The organism is Paenibacillus sp. RS8 (genome assembly GCF_041956825.1).
GTDB lineage: Bacteria > Bacillota > Bacilli > Paenibacillales > Paenibacillaceae > Paenibacillus_AQ.
This window is the reverse complement of the sequence record NZ_CP168131.1, coordinates 5,705,336-5,723,056: the sequence shown is the minus strand read 5'-3', so window position 1 is coordinate 5,723,056 and position 17,721 is coordinate 5,705,336. Positions and strand designations below refer to the sequence as shown.

The window sequence follows — 17,721 nt, the reverse complement described above, 5'->3', positions numbered from 1 at the left end:
TAAGATGTATAATGGTTAATGGCTTGTACAGATACTAGAGAAAATACAAGGAGTGACTTTACAATGAGTAAGACTGTACCCGTAGGTGTGTCGGCTAGACATATTCACCTTACGCAAGAGCACGTGGAGGCTCTGTTTGGCCCAGGATATCAATTAACTGAGTTCAAACCACTTTCCCAACCAGGACAATTTGCAGCAAATGAACAAGTAGCAGTTATCGGTAGCAAAGGTAAATTTGAAAAAGTAAGAATCTTGGGACCTGCTCGTCCGGCTTCCCAATTGGAAATTTCCCGTACTGACTCCTTCGCACTTGGCGTGAAAGCTCCAGTTCGCGAATCTGGAAATATTGAAGGAACACCTGGTATTACGCTTAAAGGACCTGCTGGTGAAGTTGAATTAGAACAAGGCGTTATTATCGCAGCTCGTCACATTCACTTCCACACTTCCGAAGCTGAAGCTTGGGGCATTGCGGATAAGCAATTGCTTAAAGTTCGTCTCGGTGGCGACCGCGGTCTTGTATTGGAGAACGTAATTGCTCGTGTATCCGACAGCTTCAAACTTGATATGCATATTGATACTGACGAAGCTAATGCTGCTGGTGCCAACAATGGCGACACTGCTGAAATCGTAGACTAGTCTTCATAACAATCATAGGAAGCGGGGGAGAAATCCTCCGCTTTTTTTGTTGTGTGCTTAGAACCGTTATGTGGCTGATACGCTAGTTAAACTGGCAGATGTTTAAACTGTTTGAATAGCAAAGTGGATCGTATCCTGAAATGGATTTTTAATGAAAATTGGTGTGATGATAAAGAATATCTATTATTATGTGACTAATTATGTTATGATTATTGTTTATGACGTGAAAAATGGATTTAATGTAAAGAATATATGTATTAGAAATTAAGGAGACCCAATGACATTTAACGAACTGAATATTATGCCTGCGATTTTAAAGGCTTTAACCAAAGAAAACTATACATCACCTACACCTATACAGGAACAATCGATCCCAGCCGTATTAGCTGGCAGAGATTTACTTGGATGTGCTCAAACGGGAACAGGAAAGACAGCTGCATTTTCTGTACCTATTATTCAATTATTAAGCGAACAAACCAATTCCAACAAAACAAACAATGTGCGACGCATTCGCTCGCTGATCTTAACACCAACAAGAGAACTAGCGATCCAAATTGCTGATAACATAAAAGCGTATAGCCAATATACAGATATCCGCTCTGCTGCCATCGTTGGCGGTGTATCACAGAAAGTGCAAGAGCGTGCCCTGAATCAAGGTGCTGATATTCTAATAGCTACACCTGGTAGACTTATCGACCTGATCAATCAAAAACGTGTGGATTTGCAGCATGTCCAAATTCTTGTCTTGGATGAAGCTGACCGTATGCTAGATATGGGCTTTATCCATGATGTGAAACGAATCATCGCTAAAATGCCTACGAAGAAACAAACATTATTCTTCTCTGCAACGATGCCTACTGAGATCTCAAAATTGATCAAAACCTTGCTTGTGAACCCAGTGAAAGTAGAAATCACCCCCGTATCTTCTACTGCGGATAGAATCGAACAATCGATCTATTTATTAGAAAACGGAAATAAACAGAATCAATTGAATCTTTTGTTACAGGATAAATCGATTGTCTCTGCTCTAGTGTTTACTCGGACCAAACGTGGTGCTGACCGTGTTACACGTGACCTAGCGAAGGTGAACATTTCTGCACAAGCCATTCACGGCAATAAATCACAGAATGATCGTCAGAATGCATTGCGGAATTTTAAAAGTGGTGCAACCCGCGTTCTAGTCGCTACGGATATCGCCGCGCGCGGAATTGATATCGATGAGCTGTCTCATGTAATCAACTTCAACTTGCCGAATATTCCAGAAACTTATGTGCACCGAATCGGACGTACGGGCAGAGCGGGGCTGAGTGGAACTGCAATTTCTTTTTGCGAATCTGAAGAGCTTCCGTTCCTTAAAGATATCGAGAAATTGATCGGGAAATCGATTCCAGAAGTGAAGGATCACCCGTATCCGATGTCTCGTAAAACGCAGATGAAGACAGAACGATCTTCGAAACCGTCAGGTTCAAGACCAGCGAATTCCAGACCGTCATCTGGTAAACCGTCATCAGCTAAGCCAGCAGCTTCAAAACCAGCGGCATCTAAACCTGCCAAAGCAAAGCCAAAGTCTAACCCTCCATTAAAGCCAAAGTCCGAGTGGTTCACTAAAGGAAGACAAACGAGCAGCAGATAAGTTGTTTTGAAAGCTGGACGTTTATCATAATAAGATCTCAAAACCGTCAGAGTATATCTGATGGTTTTTTTGTTATTTGATGATAAGGTGAATTCAAGAGAGGGTATAGTTTTTGACACAGATAAAGATGTATTCGTCACCTTTAAAATGGAGAGAGGCAAAAAAACAGCCGCTAAACAGTTCCTCACTGTATAACGGCTGTTATATTCTCTTATGCGGTGGCTTCAATCGCGTTGTCCTGAACATAAGAACCAAGCTCTTGTTGAAGCGCTGTGCTGATGGAAGTCATAGGGAGGCGAAGCGTATCCGAATCGATTAGGCCATTCTGGTTAAGCATCCATTTGATTGGAGCGGGATTCGATTCCTTGAACAAGAGGCGGATGATCGGCAGCAGTTGTTCAAAGTTTTCTTTAGCTAAGTCTAATTGACCGGATTTGAAAGCTTCGTATATACGGATACATTCTGCTGGATAAACGTTCGCAGTAGCAAGCATACCTCCAGTTGCTCCGCAGCTAAGCATTTCGTAAAAGAGTGAATCGTCGCCGCCGAGCACCGGTTTGGTACCCGTACGAACTAGCTCAGTAACCAATTTGGTGCTGCCCGAACAGTCTTTTAATCCGACAACATTATTCATTTCTAGGATTGTACGTGCAGTATCTACGGTCATAGCAGTACCCGTACGACTTGGAATGTCATAAGCCATGATTGGAATGCCTACTTCTGCTGCTTTACGGAAATGGGCAATGATGCCTTCTTGCGAAGGACGACTATAATAAGGGACGACTACTAGCGCGCAATCAGCACCAAGGTTAGCTGCGATCTCTGTACGTGCTACCGTAGAAGCTGTGTCATTGGTTCCTGTACCGACTACTAAGGGGATAGATGTAGATTGTAAAAGCTCACGAGAAGTGTTTACTAGAAGCTGCATTTCATTTACGGTTACAGTTGGCGATTCACCGGTGGTTCCATTAACGACCAGACCTTGTATGCTGTTGTTAATAATGTTCTTTACATAACGCTGATACGAATCCAAATCGACTTCACCAGCAGCATTGAACGGGGTGACCACGGGGACATAAATTCCATAAATCTGTTGTTCTGTAAACATAAATTATCGGCCTCCATAATATTTTAATTCCTCTACATACACTTTACCATGGAATGTTGCATCGTCGTTAGCTATAATAAATGATGTGTATCATCAAAAATATTGATGTTAGGGTGAGGTTATGGATTTAACCTATTTACGAACATTCCGCGAGGTGGCTAAACGTCAGAGCTTTACACGGGCTGCTGAAGAGCTAGGTTACGCGCAGTCGAGTGTTACGATGCAAATACAGAAGATAGAGAAGGAATACGGAGTGCCTTTAATAGAAAGGCATGGTCGAGTGCTGCGTCTAACCCCGCCTGGTGAAGAGCTTTTGAAGCTATTCGTGGAGATTTTGGATCTGTATGACCGTTCAAAAGAAACCATTGCCCAGCAAATAGGAGGTACGCTAACGATTGGTACGATTGATTCTTTAGCTGCATTCTACTTGCCACCCTACTTACAGCAGTTGAGGACGAAATTCCCGAAACTTGATATCCATCTACAAACGATGCAGGAAGCTAACCTTGTGGCCAAAATAAAAGATGGGGAAGTAGACATCGGTCTGATGCTCGATCGTACCACAACGGATTCTTTGCTGGATCGTACGATCATTAGAGATGAACCGCTCGTCTTGATAGCCCCCGTTAATCATCCTCTTGCCCAGATGGAAACGGTAACGCTACAGGATCTAAATAACTGTGAATTAATTGTTTCTGAAGAGAGCTGTATTTACCGGAGTCTGTTCGAGAACTTGTTAAAAGAGCACGGGATTATATTCCGCATTGGTTTTGAGCTTTCGAATCTAGAAGCGATAAAACGATGTGTTATGAATGGTTTAGGGATTGCATTACTCCCGAAAATTGTTGCAGAGGAAGAAATTGAGCGGGGTAACTTGGCCGAGCTGTCCTTCGCGCATCCAGAAATTCACTTCGATCTGCAGCTTTTGATGCATCCTAAGAAGTGGAAGTCTCAGCCATTGCAATTTCTAACGCAAATGTTACTTGCAAATCATTAGTTTATTCCCATCAGGGTCTTTCACCACAAACCATTGTTGATCTTGAATTTCGGTTACTATCTCTACACCGAGCTCCTTCATATAGTTGAAAGAGGCTTGCAAATCATCGGTTATAAGCATAAGAGCAGGTGTTTGAATTGGAGGAGCCCCTTCAGGCTCTAAACCTCCCCACATGGGCATGGTGTCCAGAATGATCCCAGTGCTTCCTTGCATAGTTAACGGGCATAAATGACCGTTCATAATCGGATGATCTGCTTCCTGGAGTCCTAGGACATGGCAATACCAGCTACGGGCTTTTTCAATATCGTTTACGGGAATAAATACACTGCCAATAAGGTTTTTTACGGGGCTTTTTGCTATGGGATTTACAATGGACTGTGCTTGTTTATTCATTCGAATTCCTCCTAGGTCTGATAATGATAACCCTTTATTTGGAATTTATGCGTCTAGTCTATTTAAAACATAGAATCAGCCTACGCGCAAGTGGGTCATTAATGATCAATAAAATCTTAAATTTGTATGTAAAAGATAGCATTCTTTAAAGAAAGTCACTGTAAATATTGACATTCAAAATCAGTTTATGTTATATAAAAAGAAGAATTAGCACTCATCTAACAAGAGTGCTAATCACGAAATGTTGGACAAGATGTTTATTTTGAAAGGAGATCTATTTATTCATGGCCAAAAAAGAGTTTAAAGCCGAATCGAAAAGATTGCTGGAAATGATGATTAACTCCATTTATACACAACGGGAAATTTTCCTGCGCGAGCTAATTTCCAATGCAAGTGATGCGATTGATAAGATCTATTACAAAGCATTATCTGACGAAAGCCTGGTCTTCAATAAAGAAGATTATTATATTAAAGTGACTGCCGATAAGGCGAACAGAACTCTGACGATCTCCGATACTGGTATCGGTATGACGCAAGAGGAACTGGAGAATAACCTGGGAACGATCGCGAAGAGCGGATCTCTTGCTTTTAAGAAAGAGAATGAAGCTAAAGATGGTCATAATATCATCGGACAGTTCGGTGTTGGCTTCTATGCTGCTTTTATGGTGGCAGATGATGTAACGGTGATCAGTAAGGCTCTAGGCAGCGAGGAAGCCTTTAAATGGGAGTCTAAGGGCGCTGACGGCTATACTATCGAGTCTGTCGAGAAGGATTCTGTGGGTACTGATGTAATTTTGAAAATTAAAGACAATACTGAAGAAGATCAATATGATGAATATTTGGAAGAATACCGCCTGAAATCCATCATTAAAAAATACTCCGACTTCATCCGTTTCCCAATCAAAATGGACGTGAAGGAGTCAAAGCCAAAAGAAGGTACGGAGAACGAGTTCGAAGAAGTTATTCAAGAACAAACCGTGAACAGCATGGTGCCAATCTGGCGTAAGAACAAAAGCGAGCTGACTACGGAAGATTACGATAACTTCTATGCAGAGAAGCGTTACGGCTTCGACAAGCCGCTTAAACATATTCATATCAGTGCCGATGGTGCTGTAGTGTACAATGCGATTTTGTTCATCCCAGAAATTACACCGTTTGACTATTACACAAAGGAATATGAAAAAGGTCTTGAGCTGTATTCCAACGGTGTGTTGATCATGAACAAATGTGCGGATCTCTTGCCTGATTACTTCAGCTTTGTAAAAGGTATGGTGGATTCAGAGGATCTTTCCTTGAACATCTCCAGAGAGATGCTCCAGCATGACCGTCAGCTGACTCTGATTGCTAAGAACATTAAGAACAAAGTGAAGAGCCAACTGCAAAGCTTGCTGAAGGATGAAAGAGAGAAGTACGAGCAGTTCTATAATGCTTTTGGCAGACAGCTTAAGTTTGGTGTGTACAACGATTATGGTATGCACAAAGATACTCTTCAAGATCTGCTGATGTTCTACTCCTCCAAGGAGAAAAAGCTGGTAACGCTGGACGAATACGTGTCTAGAATGCCAGAAGATCAGAAGTACATCTACTATGCTTCCGGAGAGTCGATCGACAGAATCGAAAAACTCCCGCAAACTGAGCTTGTTTCGGATAAAGGATATGAAATTCTCTACTTCACTGATGATATTGATGAATTTGCAATCAAGATGATCATGTCTTATAAGGAAAAAGAATTTAAGTCTGTATCCAGCGGAGATCTTGGTATTGAAGCTGACGAAGCGGACAAGCCAACGGAAGCGGAAGAGAACGAAAACAAGGAGCTTTTTGAAGCGATGAAGGACATCCTGTCCGGCAAAGTGAAAAATGTTAAAGCTTCCAAACGTTTGAAGACTCATCCGGTATGTCTCTCTGCTGAAGGCGAACTGACCATCGAGATGGAAAAAATCTTGAAATCGATGCCGAATGGCCAAGAGGTTCAAGCGGACAAGGTACTCGAAATCAACATCCATCACGAAGTATTCCAGTCCTTGAAGGCGGCAGCAGAGAACGACAAAGAAAAGCTCGGTTTATACACGAACCTGCTGTACAACCAAGCCCTGTTGATTGAAGGTCTACAGGTTAGTGATCCTGTTCAATTCACCAATGATATTTGCAAAATCATGAAATAATATGAAGTACAGAGACCATCCAATTGTATTATGATTGGGTGGTCTTTTTTATTTCAGTATTTCATTTTGTTGTGCGAAAAAGGTAGTAATCAATTTCAGAGTCATTATTTGTACAACCGCTGATCGAATAGATAATTTCACCTTGTGTGCTTTTTTTACTCGTCACTTCGGAGCAGGTATCGGTTCTGACACCTGTGTTGCTCCCACCGAATGCATCATTAGAAGTATCATAGCTATAATTAATTATACTGCCATCAAACTTCAAATCCTTAAATATGGGATCACCCTCATCTGTGTAACTTGTAACGCGTATATTGTCTGCTTTTTTCCTGGAGAGATTAGTTATAAATTGCTCGAATTTATCTAGGTTGTACACTTTTTTAAATGAAACAATATCTCCCCTACTGATGGCTTCTTTGGAAGTATAGGGTTCACTTTTGGGAACAGAATTAACTTTATTATCGGAACAACCCCATACTCCTGCTAGTAAAAGAACAGAGAGTACAAGTAAATTTACTTTTTTCACTGAGGGACCTCCTTGTAACTTATTTATATAAAAGACGGAAATTAACTGGAAAAGTTACAGTGAGCTTGATGTTTCGCATTGACAATAAACAACAGATTGAGTATTATTTCCTGTAACTTGAATATGTAAAAGCAAAGAAGAGAAAGAGTACCACGGCAATTCTTTCTACAGAGAGCTCCGTTCGCTGAAAAGGAGTAAAGAAAAACCTTGGGAATATGGTCTCAGAGCTGCGCATCGAAACCTTTTGGGTTGTAGGCTGCGCCGGAACCTGCATCCGTTATAGTGCTAGGGTATAAACGTTTATTAACGTCGTACCTGAAGAGGTAAATGTCATGAGGCATTTATAAAATTAGGTGGTAACACGTGAGTAGAACTCTCGTCCTTTGTGGATGGGAGTTTTTTTGTTGTCTAAAAAAAGGAGGAGAAGGTTAATGAGTAATGTGTTTATAGGCGGAGCTTGGCCGTATGCGAATGGATCTTTACATCTTGGAAGATTATCAAGTGTGTTGCCTGGGGATGTGCTGGCACGCTATTTTCGCAGCAAGGGGGATAACGTTTTATATGTGTCAGGCAGCGATTGTCATGGCACACCTGTAGCGGTTCAGGCTGCTAATGAAGGGATCACACCCGAAGCTTTTGCAAGTCGATACCACGAAGAGTTTCTGAAGTGTTTTGAAGAGCTGGGATTTAGTTATGATCTATATACTCGAACGGATCAACAGCAGCATCATAAGGTCGTGCAAGAGTTGTTTGCGAAGCTGCTAGAGAATGGTCATTTATATAAAAAAACCATTGCGCAATGTTACTGCGAGGTAGACCAGCGATTTTTGCCAGACAGATATGTGGAAGGCACTTGTCCGGTATGTGGACAGCGGGCGCGTGGAGATCAATGCGATTATTGTTCTACGATTCTAGACCCTGCCGATTTATTGGACAGAGTCTGTAAATTATGTGGGAATACACCGACAGAACGGCCGACAGAACATTTTTATCTTAGCTTATCTAAATTTCAATCTGAATTAACTGATTATGTAGACGAAGCAGTACACTGGAGAGAAAATGCAATAAAACTGACCAAACGATATTTAAAGGAGGAGCTTCAGGATCGGGCAGTAACCAGAGACTTATCTTGGGGTGTAGATGTTCCTGTAGCTGGATTTGAAGATAAGAAGATTTATGTCTGGATTGAGGCGGTAAGTGGTTATTTATCAGCCAGCAAGCAGTGGGCCATACAATCTGGGGGGAGCTGGGAGGAATTTTGGTCAGAGAAAAATGAGGATATTACCGCTTATTATGTACATGGTAAAGACAATATTCCTTTTCATACCTTGATATGGCCAGCCGTCTTATTAGGAGCAAAAGAGTTACATTTACCGGACCGGATTATATCTAGCGAATATTTAACCCTTGAAGGGCAGAAGTTCTCCACTAGCCGTAATTGGGCGGTCTGGGTACCTGATATTCTAGAACGGTATCATCCTGACTCTATTCGTTATTTTTTAATTGCCAACGGGCCTGAGAAGCGGGATACGGATTTTTCCTGGAGAGAGTTTATTTATAGTCATAATGGTGAGCTGCTTGGAGCATTTGGTAACTTTGTGAATCGTTCATTGGCTTTTGTGGATAATTTTTATGAAGGGAAAGTGCCGAATGGAGGATTAGATAAGGGGTGGAGTGACAACATTGACCTCTTGTATCTGGAGTCAGGACGCCTAATTGAAGCGGGAGATTTAAAGGATGCGCTGGAGTATATTTTCTCTTATGTGCGTAAGGCAAATCAGTATTTTGATCGGCAAAAGCCTTGGATTCAGGTAAAAGAGGATCGGGAAGCCTGTGATTCTACAATATTTACTTGCGTGCAGATTATCGCTAATTTGGCGAATTTGCTGCATCCGTTTCTACCCTTTTCTTGTGAGAAGATCAGGGGGTTCTTATCGCTTGAACAACCGAATTGGCAGCCCTGCGCAGTTCCCCCGTATCAACAGATAACTGATTTACAATTGTTGTTTGAACGAATTGATATTAGTCGTATTAAAGAAGAAGAGGAAAGACTCATTCAACAACAAGTGAATAAATAGCGAAGATTCTTAAGCATTCTTGAAGCTCTCAATAAACTTAGATGCCAATGATGATAAGTATTTATCCTTGATCCAGACGGCGGCGACCCGTGTGCGAAGCGATTCACTACTGATTTCTTTATAGATCAAATTACGATTACTCGTTAATTCGAAAGCGGATTTGGGGATGATTCCAATGCCAAGACCAGCGTTTGCCCAGAGCAGTGTTGTTCGTGCATCATCATTCATGCAGAAAATTAGCGGATCAAAGCCGTTCTCAAGACAGGTTTCCCGGATAAGCTGCTCAAAACGGCGGTAGATAATGAGCGGCTTATCTTTTAACTCACCGATCTCAACGAAGTTTTCATCTGTTTTCCAGTCATACTCTGGAGTCATTACGGTCATCATAGGCTCAGCCTGTGTGTAAAGACATTCTAAATTTGTAGCATTAAAGGGTGTCCGGACAATGCCAATCTCGACAATACCCTTGTTCAAAAGGTCGATGATTCTGAAGGTATTCCCTTCATGGATTTCAAATTTAACGCCTTTATACGTTTTGTGGAACTCACAAAGTCGATCTTGGAGCAGTGTCGCTCCTGAGGAAGACACCGTACCAATGGCGAGCGTTCCTTTTAAGCCTTTGACAAAATCATTGAGCTCTCGGGCAGTGGAATCTGCCAGCTCCAGAATTTGTTGAGCCCGGTCACGCAAAATGGCTCCTGCTTCGGTAAGCTGCACACTGCGCGGACCTCGATCTACAAGCTTGACGCCTAGTTCTTCCTCAAGCAGCTTAAGCTGCTGACTGAGCGGAGGCTGGGCCATTTGCAGCTTTCTGGCCGCGGAAGTAATCTGCCCTTCCTCAGCGATAGCCATAAAATATTTAAGTTGTCTAATATCCATAAAAGAATCCTCCGAAATTGAGATATGTTTATCGTATGGGAGCGATACGAATCAAATATTATTAATATGTGAGTAGATATGCCATAATCATAACTGTTATTATACATATTTCAAATGCTTAAATACTTCTTATGTTGGGTGTGGATGACGTTGTTCAAAATTGCAGTTTATTTAAAACCGTACAAAAAAGAAGCCATCATCGGTCCAATCTTTAAGCTGATGGAAGCGATTCTGGAGCTGATTCTGCCAACCATTGTCGCATTAATCATCAATAATGGGGTAGGAAATCATGACAGTGCTTATGTATACCGCATGGGTGGCTTGATGGTGCTGATGTCTCTACTTGGCTTCGGCTGCTCTATGGTATGTCAATACTATGCGGCACGAGCATCTCAGGGATTCGGCACGACGCTTCGTAATAAAATGTTCAATCATATTACATCCTTATCGTACGCTGAGCTGGATACGTTCGGTACGCCTACGCTGATTAACCGGATTACTAATGATGTAAACCAGCTGCAGATTGCTGTTGCCATGCTGATTCGCCTGGTTATTCGTGCGCCGTTTATCTGCATCGGAGCTATCATAATGTCGATGATCTTGGATTTTAGGTTATCGCTGATCCTAATAGCGGCAACGCCGATTTTTGGGATTATTTTATATTTCATTATCACTCGAAGCGCTCCTTTGTATCGATTGTATCAACAGAAGCTGGATGCACTTGCACTCGTACTTAGTGAGAATTTGTCAGGAATTCGGGTCATTCGTGCTTTTGCCAAGAGACGTACGGAAAAAGAACGTTTTGATGCCTCGTCTGAGGATTTAACCACTACAGCGATCAGAGTCTCGCGGATTTCCGCTTTACTTGGACCGATGACGACACTTGTAGTAAACGCGGCGATCATAGCTATTTTATGGGTAGGTGGAATTCATATTGACGGGGGCCGGTTGTCACAGGGTGAGATCATTGCCTTCATCAATTATGTCACTCAAATCTTGCTGGCACTTATAGTGGTCTCTAACCTGGTTATTATTTTTACAAAAGCCTCATCCTCTGCCAATCGCGTGAATGAAGTGCTGAGTATCAAAGCATCCGTGTCCGAGGAAGGAAATGTTATGATGGCTGAACCAAATCATACCGCTCCTGCTATTTCATTCGAACGTGTATCGTTTGGTTATAATACAACTGGTGAGTTGGCATTAGAGGATATATCGGTAGTCATTAACCGCGGAGAGACTGTAGGGCTGATTGGCAGTACGGGCTCTGGTAAATCTACTTTTGTGAACCTGATTCCACGTTTTTATGATGCGGTGCAAGGTGAAGTTAAAGTGGATGGAGTGAATGTCAGAGATTATAAGCTGCATCAGCTTCGTGAGAAAATAGGGATTGTCCCGCAAAAAGCAGTGCTGTTCACAGGAACAATCGCTGAGAATATTCGTTGGGGGAAGGAAGACGCCACCGAGGAAGAAATCATGCAAGCTGCCTCTGTTGCTCAAGCAGAAGAGTTTATTCGTAAATTGCCGGAAGAGTTGAATACGCAGGTATCCCGTGGTGGACTTAATTTATCCGGGGGACAGAAGCAGCGTTTGACCATAGCTCGTGCAGTGGTAGGTAAGCCGTCGATTCTTATTCTGGATGACTCCTCCAGCGCGCTGGATTTTGCTACTGATGCGGCACTTCGTAAGGCGCTCAAAAATAGCAGTCAGGAAATGACCGTACTCGTTGTCTCGCAGAGGGTAAGCACTGTAAGGCAAGCAGATAAAATTATGGTATTTGAGGAAGGGCGGATTGCCGGTGTCGGAACCCATGAGGAGCTGATGCGTGGTTGTGAAGAGTATAAAGAAATCTGCCTGTCCCAGCTATCGAGTGAGGAGTCGGGCCAATGAACAAAAACAACATTTGGAAAAGACTAATTGTATATACAGGACATTATAGAAAAATAGCTATAGGGGCGGTTATATGCGCATTACTCAGTGTGATCGCCAGTTTAATCGGACCACTACTTATTGGTAAAGCCATTGATTTTATGATCGGACCTGGAAAGGTTGATTTTGACGCTGTACTTAGATTGCTTTTGATTCTGGCAGCGGTATATATTGTCGGCAGCTTTTTTGGATGGCTTCTTACTTATTTAACGAACCGAATTGCATACCGAACGGTATACGACTTACGGAGAGAGCTTTTTGATAAATTAAATGTTTTGCCTTTAAAGTTTCATGACAACCACCCGCAGGGAGACAGTATCAGCCGGTTTGTTAACGATATGGATGCCGTTTCTGATGGACTGCTGCAAGGTTTCTCCACACTGCTTACAGGGATCATCACCATTGTTGGGGCAATTGTGCTAATGCTGTACATAAGTCCTGTGATGACCTTGGTAGTTCTTCTGTCAGCACCTGTTACCTTTTTTGTAGCAAGATTTATTACGATGCGGTCTCAGAAGATGTTCAAAGAGCAAGCGAAGATTCTGGGTGGTCTCAATGGGTATGTGGAGGAAATGATAGGCGGACAAAAAGTGGTCACTGCTTATCATTATGAAGAACGTGCAATGACACAGTTTGAAAAACAAAACGAGACATTATATCAGACCGGTGTGAAGTCACAATTCTATGGTTCCTTGTCCAACCCGACAACACGGCTGGTCAATAATGTTACGTTCTCAGTCATTGCAATGATCGGTAGTGTTATGGTCATTCGGGGTCATTTCACGGTAGGGGATCTGTCTAGTTTCTTGATTTTCTCCAACTTGTTCGCTAAACCTTTCAATGAAATTACAGGTGTAATTACGCAGCTACAATCGGCAACTGCCTCTGCACAGCGGATCTTCGCCATTCTTGATTTGACTCCAGAACCGGCTGATTTAAAGGATGCCAAAATCATGAATACAAGTCAAGGAACTATTATCTTCGAGAAGGTATTCTTTGCATATAATCCAGAACGGCCTCTGATAAATGATTTCAGCTTGGAAGTGAAGCCAGGGACTCGAGTTGCGATTGTTGGGCAGACCGGAGCGGGGAAGACGACGCTGGTTAATCTGCTCATGCGTTTCTATGACGTAGACAGTGGATCCATTAAGATTGATGGTGTGGACATTAAGACCATTACTCGCGATAGCTTGCGACGTAATTTTGGGATGGTGCTGCAGGATACTTGGCTTTTTGGTGGCACGATTAGAGAAAATATTGCTTACGGCAAGCCTGATGCTACAGATGAAGAGGTCATAGCTGCTGCTAAAGCTGCTAATGCACATAGCTTCATTAAACGTCTGCCTGATGGATATGACACGAAGATCAGTGGTTCAGGAGATAATCTTTCGCAAGGACAAAAGCAGCTTCTTACCATAGCAAGAGTCATGCTCGTAGATCCACCTATGCTCATCTTAGACGAAGCTACGAGCAGTATTGACACGCTAACAGAGGTGCGGATTCAGAAAGCTTTCCTGACTATGATCGCGGGTCGAACCAGCTTTGTGATTGCCCATCGATTGTCGACGATTCGTGAATCGGATCTCATTCTATTCATGAAGGATGGCGATATTGTGGAAAGCGGTACGCATGATCAACTTCTAGCTAGTGGTGGATATTACGCCAGATTGTATAATAGTCAGTTCGCGACAGCGTAGACTTAGTGAGTAAAAAAGAAGCAATCGATCCCATTTTGGGTGAGGATGCTTCTTTTTTTGTTGTCCGTAGCAAGGCATTTACTGTTCCAAAATGAAATCTCAGATTGCTCCCCTCGTTTAAACGAATGATCGCGAGTGCTGGAATTGGAGCGGCCAAGGTAGATCTCATGCTCCATTAAGATGTTGTGAATGCAGATGATACGATCAGTGGTGGCGTCTGAATTCAGGGGGGGGCGTTGTAGATCAGCAGGTTGATGACGTTTATGCATTCGTTAAGACACGTTACTTGAAAAAGAGTTGAACGATATGAAGATGGAAGTGGAAACAACGGAGCACTCTTCGAAGCGGATTTGCAAGCATTTTACCGGACGCTTACAAGCTGTATTCGCTGGCAGCTTGACTGCTTGGTAGGACATACGAACGCTGTTTCTGGTTGAAATGTTTAATTAAGTCAAATGAAAGTGCAAATTATATATGAAAATACCTCTAATTTTACGGGTATCGGGCAAAGACAATCTACATTATAATAAGCCAGAGAAAACGTTTACAAGGAGGTTCTTACATGTCATCTACTAACTATCCATTCCAGAATACACAGCTTCCGCTTGATGAACGGGTCAATGATCTCGTATCTCGCTTCACACTAGAGGAAAAGGTTCAACAAATGGTGCAATATCAGGCAGCCGTTGAACGGCTTGGGGTAAAATCATATAAACATGGCACAGAAGCCGCACATGGTATGGCTTGGCTTGGTGAAGCCACAGGTTATCCGCAGCCAATCGGTCTTGGTTGTACTTGGGACACTGAACTGATGCAGCGAATTGGCGATGCTATTGGCGACGAGGCCAGAGGATTTTATAAACGCAATCCAGAGATAAACGGATTAACGTTATGGGCACCAACCGTTGATATGGAGCGTGATCCACGTTGGGGGCGTACTGAGGAAGCCTATGGCGAAGATCCAGTACTGACGGGCAAACTTTCAGCTGCACTTGTTAAAGGAATCCAAGGTGATCATCCAAAGTATTTGAAAGCGGTTGCTACACTGAAGCATTTTATTGGCAACAACAATGAGGTAGGCCGCGGTGATCAATCGGTCAGTATCGATCCCCGCAATATGCGAGAGTATTATTTGAAAGCATTTGAAATTCCGTTTAAGGAAGGCGGCGCCCAGTCGATGATGACGGCGTATAACGCCATTAACGGCGTACCGGCTAACCTGAGCCCAGATGTTAATGCCATCGTTAAGCAGGAGTGGGGGATGGACGGCTTTGTTGTCAGCGATGCGTTTGACGTATCCGGCACGGTGCGTGATCATGGCTATTTGGAAACACATAAGGAAGCTGTCGCTCGCTCTGTACGTGAGGGCGGAATTGACAGCCTTACCGACGATAATGAGCTGATGAAGCAGTCACTGCGCGAAGCGCTGGAAGAAGGCATGCTAACTGAAAGTGACTTGGATGTGGCACTTTGCAATACGTTCCGTGTCCGTTTTCGTCTTGGCGAGTTCGATCCCGATTCCGAAAATCCATATGCTGCGATTGACGAGTCAGCGATTCTACATCCAGAGCATGCGAAGCTGTCACGTGAAGCGGCGGGTAAAGCTATTGTCCTGCTGAAGAATGAAGACAACATGCTTCCGCTGCAAGCGGACAAGCTGAAGAAGGTTGCTGTTATCGGACCGCTGGGCGGAACGGTATATCGCGACTGGTACAGTGGTTCAATGCCTTATACGATTACACCTCTTCAGGGGATTCAAGAGAAGCTTGATGCACATGGTGGTAAAACTATGTTCGCCGGCGGCACAGACCGGATTAAACTGAAGTCCAAACGCACAGGCCGCTATGTGCAGCTGCTTGAAGGCGAACAAGCTGCGCTGGCTGTAATCGGCGAAGCTGCGGAGGATGCAGCAGTGTTTGAATCAACGGACTGGGGCTGGCACAACAAGACCCTGATCGCCGAAGACAATGGTCGTTACCTGACGACAGATGACCGCGTTGTGAAAGCTTCAGCGGACCAAATTTGGGAATGGTTTACGAAAGAAGTATTCCTAGTTCGCCCATCCGAAGAAGGCGAAGATCAGGTGACTTTCTCGACGTGGAATGATACACCGGTAACAGTGGGAAGCGAAAATGGTGAGCTGCTTGTCGGTACTGGTAGTGCTGAAGAGACGGCCAATGAGATCAATGTGAGTGGGGCTGCATCCGTCACTGGTGGGGAAGCAGAAGCGATTGCTGCCGATGTATTTGAAGTAGAGACGGTTACGGACAAATTCCAGGCTGCGAAGGAAATTGCCAGTGATGCGGATCTGGCGGTTGTCTTCGTCGGTAATCATCCGTTAATCAACGGCAAGGAAACGATGGACCGCCCAGACATCACTTTGCCGGAATCGCAGGAGCAACTAATTAAGGAAGTTATGTCGGTGAATCCGAACACGGTCGTAGTAGTTGTGGGGAGTTATCCTTTTGCCCTGAACTGGACAGATGCACATGTGCCGGCTATCGTGTACACTACGCATGCCGGTCAGGAGCTAGGAAATGCTGTTGCCGATGTATTGTTCGGTGACGTGAATCCAGCAGGACGCCTGAATATGACCTGGTACAAGTCGGTTGATCAATTGCCGGAATTTATGGACTATGACGTGATCCAGAGTGGTAGAACGTATCAGTATTTCACTGGCGAACCGCTCTATCCATTCGGACATGGCCTATCCTATAGCACATTCCGATTTGATGGCCTGACCCTCGACCAGCAGCTGGTTTCTGCAGCGAAGGATAATGAGATCAGCTTGACGGTTCGTGTCACCAATACGAGTCATCTTGCAGGAGATGAAGTGGTACAATTGTACGGACACGCGGAAGAATCACGAGTGAAACGTCCACTGAAGCAACTGCTTGCGTTCCGCCGGGTGCATGTGCAGCCAGGCGAGTCGGTTGACGTAAGCTTCAGATTGCCACTCTCCGAGTTGGCAATCTGGGATGTCACCCGTGAGCGCTTCTGTATTGAAAACGGCGTGTTCACCTTTATGGCAGGGGCTTCATCATCCAATCTGCCAGTAAGAGCAGCAATTGAGGTGCAAGGCGAAGTCATTCCACCTCGTGACCTGAAGCAATTGGTGAAGGCAATCAACTATGACGGATATGAAGGCGTATTGATTGGCGAGTGCCGTGAAGGCGGCAGCGCCGTAGAAGTGAAGGAGCAGTCCGGCTGGATATCCTTCAAGGATGCCGAGTTCGGAGTAGGTGCGCACAGCATCAAACTGCGTGCAGCAGGTCCGGGTGCTGCTACAGCAGAAATCCGACTGCAAAGCCCGGAAGGCCCACTGGCAGCACAGCTTACGCTGGCAGGCACCGGTGCTCATATATGGCATGATTTCACTGCTGAATTGAGCGGCGTTAGCGGATGTCAGGACGTGTACATTGTACTTAACGGTAAGGCTTCGCTTAGCACGCTTCAGTTTATGTAAGCCGGCTGAGGTAAATAGATGAGGAAGGACCTGATTCCCCGCGGGGGGCAGGTCCTTTTTCTCTTGCATCGAATTTAATAATAGATCGCAATGCCTCCTGAAACAAAGGCTTGGCATCGAACATTGTTCGAATAAGCCCGGTGGAGGATGCTAAAGATGATGTTTAAATGGACACAGAATTTTGAAAGAATCAGAGAGTCATTCGAAGTGAAACTGA

General features: G+C 43.8%; 12 protein-coding genes and 1 other annotated feature. Of the genes, 8 read left to right on the top strand and 4 right to left on the bottom strand.

Annotated features, from left to right (window positions below; translation table 11 throughout):
• Positions 1-63 precede the first annotated feature (63 nt).
• Entirely contained in the window at positions 64-636 is a 573-nt protein-coding gene (gene pduL, locus ACDZ28_RS26940; RefSeq protein ID WP_375103278.1) for a phosphate propanoyltransferase, read from the top strand.
• 277 nt (positions 637-913) lie between these two features.
• The gene (locus ACDZ28_RS26935) at positions 914-2,269 is read left to right on the top strand and encodes a DEAD/DEAH box helicase (RefSeq protein ID WP_042128795.1); all 1,356 of its coding nucleotides are present in this window, start codon (positions 914-916) and stop codon (positions 2,267-2,269) included.
• Between the two features lie 211 nt (positions 2,270-2,480).
• Here ACDZ28_RS26935 and dapA read toward each other — a convergent pair whose 3' ends face one another.
• Positions 2,481-3,377, bottom strand: a complete 897-nt coding sequence (gene dapA / locus ACDZ28_RS26930) for a 4-hydroxy-tetrahydrodipicolinate synthase (RefSeq protein WP_375103277.1) — start codon at positions 3,375-3,377, stop codon at positions 2,481-2,483.
• A 121-nt stretch (positions 3,378-3,498) separates the two neighbouring features.
• Here dapA and ACDZ28_RS26925 point away from each other — a divergent pair, with 121 nt between their 5' ends.
• Positions 3,499-4,374: a LysR family transcriptional regulator gene (locus tag ACDZ28_RS26925; RefSeq protein WP_076119582.1), complete on the top strand. Its 876-nt coding sequence runs from the start codon at positions 3,499-3,501 to the stop codon at positions 4,372-4,374.
• Here the strand turns inward: ACDZ28_RS26925 and ACDZ28_RS26920 are convergent.
• Positions 4,357-4,767, bottom strand: a complete 411-nt coding sequence (locus ACDZ28_RS26920; RefSeq protein ID WP_076119583.1) for a VOC family protein — start codon at positions 4,765-4,767, stop codon at positions 4,357-4,359. The genes ACDZ28_RS26925 and ACDZ28_RS26920 overlap by 18 nt on opposite strands.
• Positions 4,768-5,051: 284 nt before the next feature.
• Here ACDZ28_RS26920 and htpG point away from each other — a divergent pair, with 284 nt between their 5' ends.
• Positions 5,052-6,932 (top strand): molecular chaperone HtpG, encoded by a 1,881-nt coding sequence (gene htpG, locus ACDZ28_RS26915; protein WP_375103276.1) that lies wholly within the window; start codon positions 5,052-5,054, stop codon positions 6,930-6,932.
• 61 nt (positions 6,933-6,993) lie between these two features.
• On the opposite strand, the gene ACDZ28_RS26910 is transcribed toward htpG, so the two are convergent.
• Positions 6,994-7,458 (bottom strand): DUF4362 domain-containing protein, encoded by a 465-nt coding sequence (locus ACDZ28_RS26910; protein ID WP_375103275.1) that lies wholly within the window; start codon positions 7,456-7,458, stop codon positions 6,994-6,996.
• Between the two features lie 125 nt (positions 7,459-7,583).
• Positions 7,584-7,845 (top strand) — a binding site (T-box leader).
• A gap of 44 nt (positions 7,846-7,889) precedes the next feature.
• On the opposite strand from ACDZ28_RS26910, the gene metG reads away from it, so the two are divergent.
• Entirely contained in the window at positions 7,890-9,536 is a 1,647-nt protein-coding gene (gene metG, locus ACDZ28_RS26905) for a methionine--tRNA ligase (RefSeq protein WP_375103274.1), read from the top strand.
• A 9-nt stretch (positions 9,537-9,545) separates the two neighbouring features.
• Here the strand turns inward: metG and ACDZ28_RS26900 are convergent, their stop codons facing one another.
• Positions 9,546-10,415, bottom strand: a complete 870-nt coding sequence (locus ACDZ28_RS26900) for a LysR family transcriptional regulator (protein WP_375103273.1) — start codon at positions 10,413-10,415, stop codon at positions 9,546-9,548.
• 150 nt (positions 10,416-10,565) lie between these two features.
• Between ACDZ28_RS26900 and ACDZ28_RS26895 the strand changes: the two genes are divergently transcribed.
• The 3 genes from ACDZ28_RS26895 (at position 10,566) to ACDZ28_RS26885 (ending at position 17,504) form a co-directional block, all read left to right on the top strand.
• A complete protein-coding gene (locus ACDZ28_RS26895; RefSeq protein ID WP_375105423.1) occupies positions 10,566-12,302 on the top strand; it encodes an ABC transporter ATP-binding protein in 1,737 nt (578 codons plus the stop codon).
• The gene (locus ACDZ28_RS26890) at positions 12,299-14,038 is read left to right on the top strand and encodes an ABC transporter ATP-binding protein (RefSeq protein ID WP_042128781.1); all 1,740 of its coding nucleotides are present in this window, start codon (positions 12,299-12,301) and stop codon (positions 14,036-14,038) included. The genes ACDZ28_RS26895 and ACDZ28_RS26890 overlap by 4 nt, the downstream gene beginning before the upstream one ends.
• Before the next feature lie 562 nt (positions 14,039-14,600).
• Positions 14,601-17,504, top strand: coding sequence for a glycoside hydrolase family 3 C-terminal domain-containing protein (locus ACDZ28_RS26885; protein WP_375103272.1), 2,904 nt, complete (start codon positions 14,601-14,603; stop codon positions 17,502-17,504).
• Positions 17,505-17,721: the final 217 nt, after the last annotated feature.

Excerpts from the sequence above, each read along its gene's own strand:
- pduL (WP_375103278.1), top strand. The coding sequence starts at position 64 with ATGAGTAAGACTGTACCCGTAGGTGTGTCGGCTAGACATATTCACCTT.
- ACDZ28_RS26935 (WP_042128795.1), top strand. The coding sequence starts at position 914 with ATGACATTTAACGAACTGAATATTATGCCTGCGATTTTAAAGGCTTTA.
- dapA (WP_375103277.1), bottom strand. The coding sequence starts at position 3,377 with ATGTTTACAGAACAACAGATTTATGGAATTTATGTCCCCGTGGTCACC.
- ACDZ28_RS26925 (WP_076119582.1), top strand. The coding sequence starts at position 3,499 with ATGGATTTAACCTATTTACGAACATTCCGCGAGGTGGCTAAACGTCAG.
- ACDZ28_RS26920 (WP_076119583.1), bottom strand. The coding sequence starts at position 4,767 with ATGAATAAACAAGCACAGTCCATTGTAAATCCCATAGCAAAAAGCCCC.
- htpG (WP_375103276.1), top strand. The coding sequence starts at position 5,052 with ATGGCCAAAAAAGAGTTTAAAGCCGAATCGAAAAGATTGCTGGAAATG.
- metG (WP_375103274.1), top strand. The coding sequence starts at position 7,890 with ATGAGTAATGTGTTTATAGGCGGAGCTTGGCCGTATGCGAATGGATCT.
- ACDZ28_RS26900 (WP_375103273.1), bottom strand. The coding sequence starts at position 10,415 with ATGGATATTAGACAACTTAAATATTTTATGGCTATCGCTGAGGAAGGG.
- ACDZ28_RS26890 (WP_042128781.1), top strand. The coding sequence starts at position 12,299 with ATGAACAAAAACAACATTTGGAAAAGACTAATTGTATATACAGGACAT.
- ACDZ28_RS26885 (WP_375103272.1), top strand. The coding sequence starts at position 14,601 with ATGTCATCTACTAACTATCCATTCCAGAATACACAGCTTCCGCTTGAT.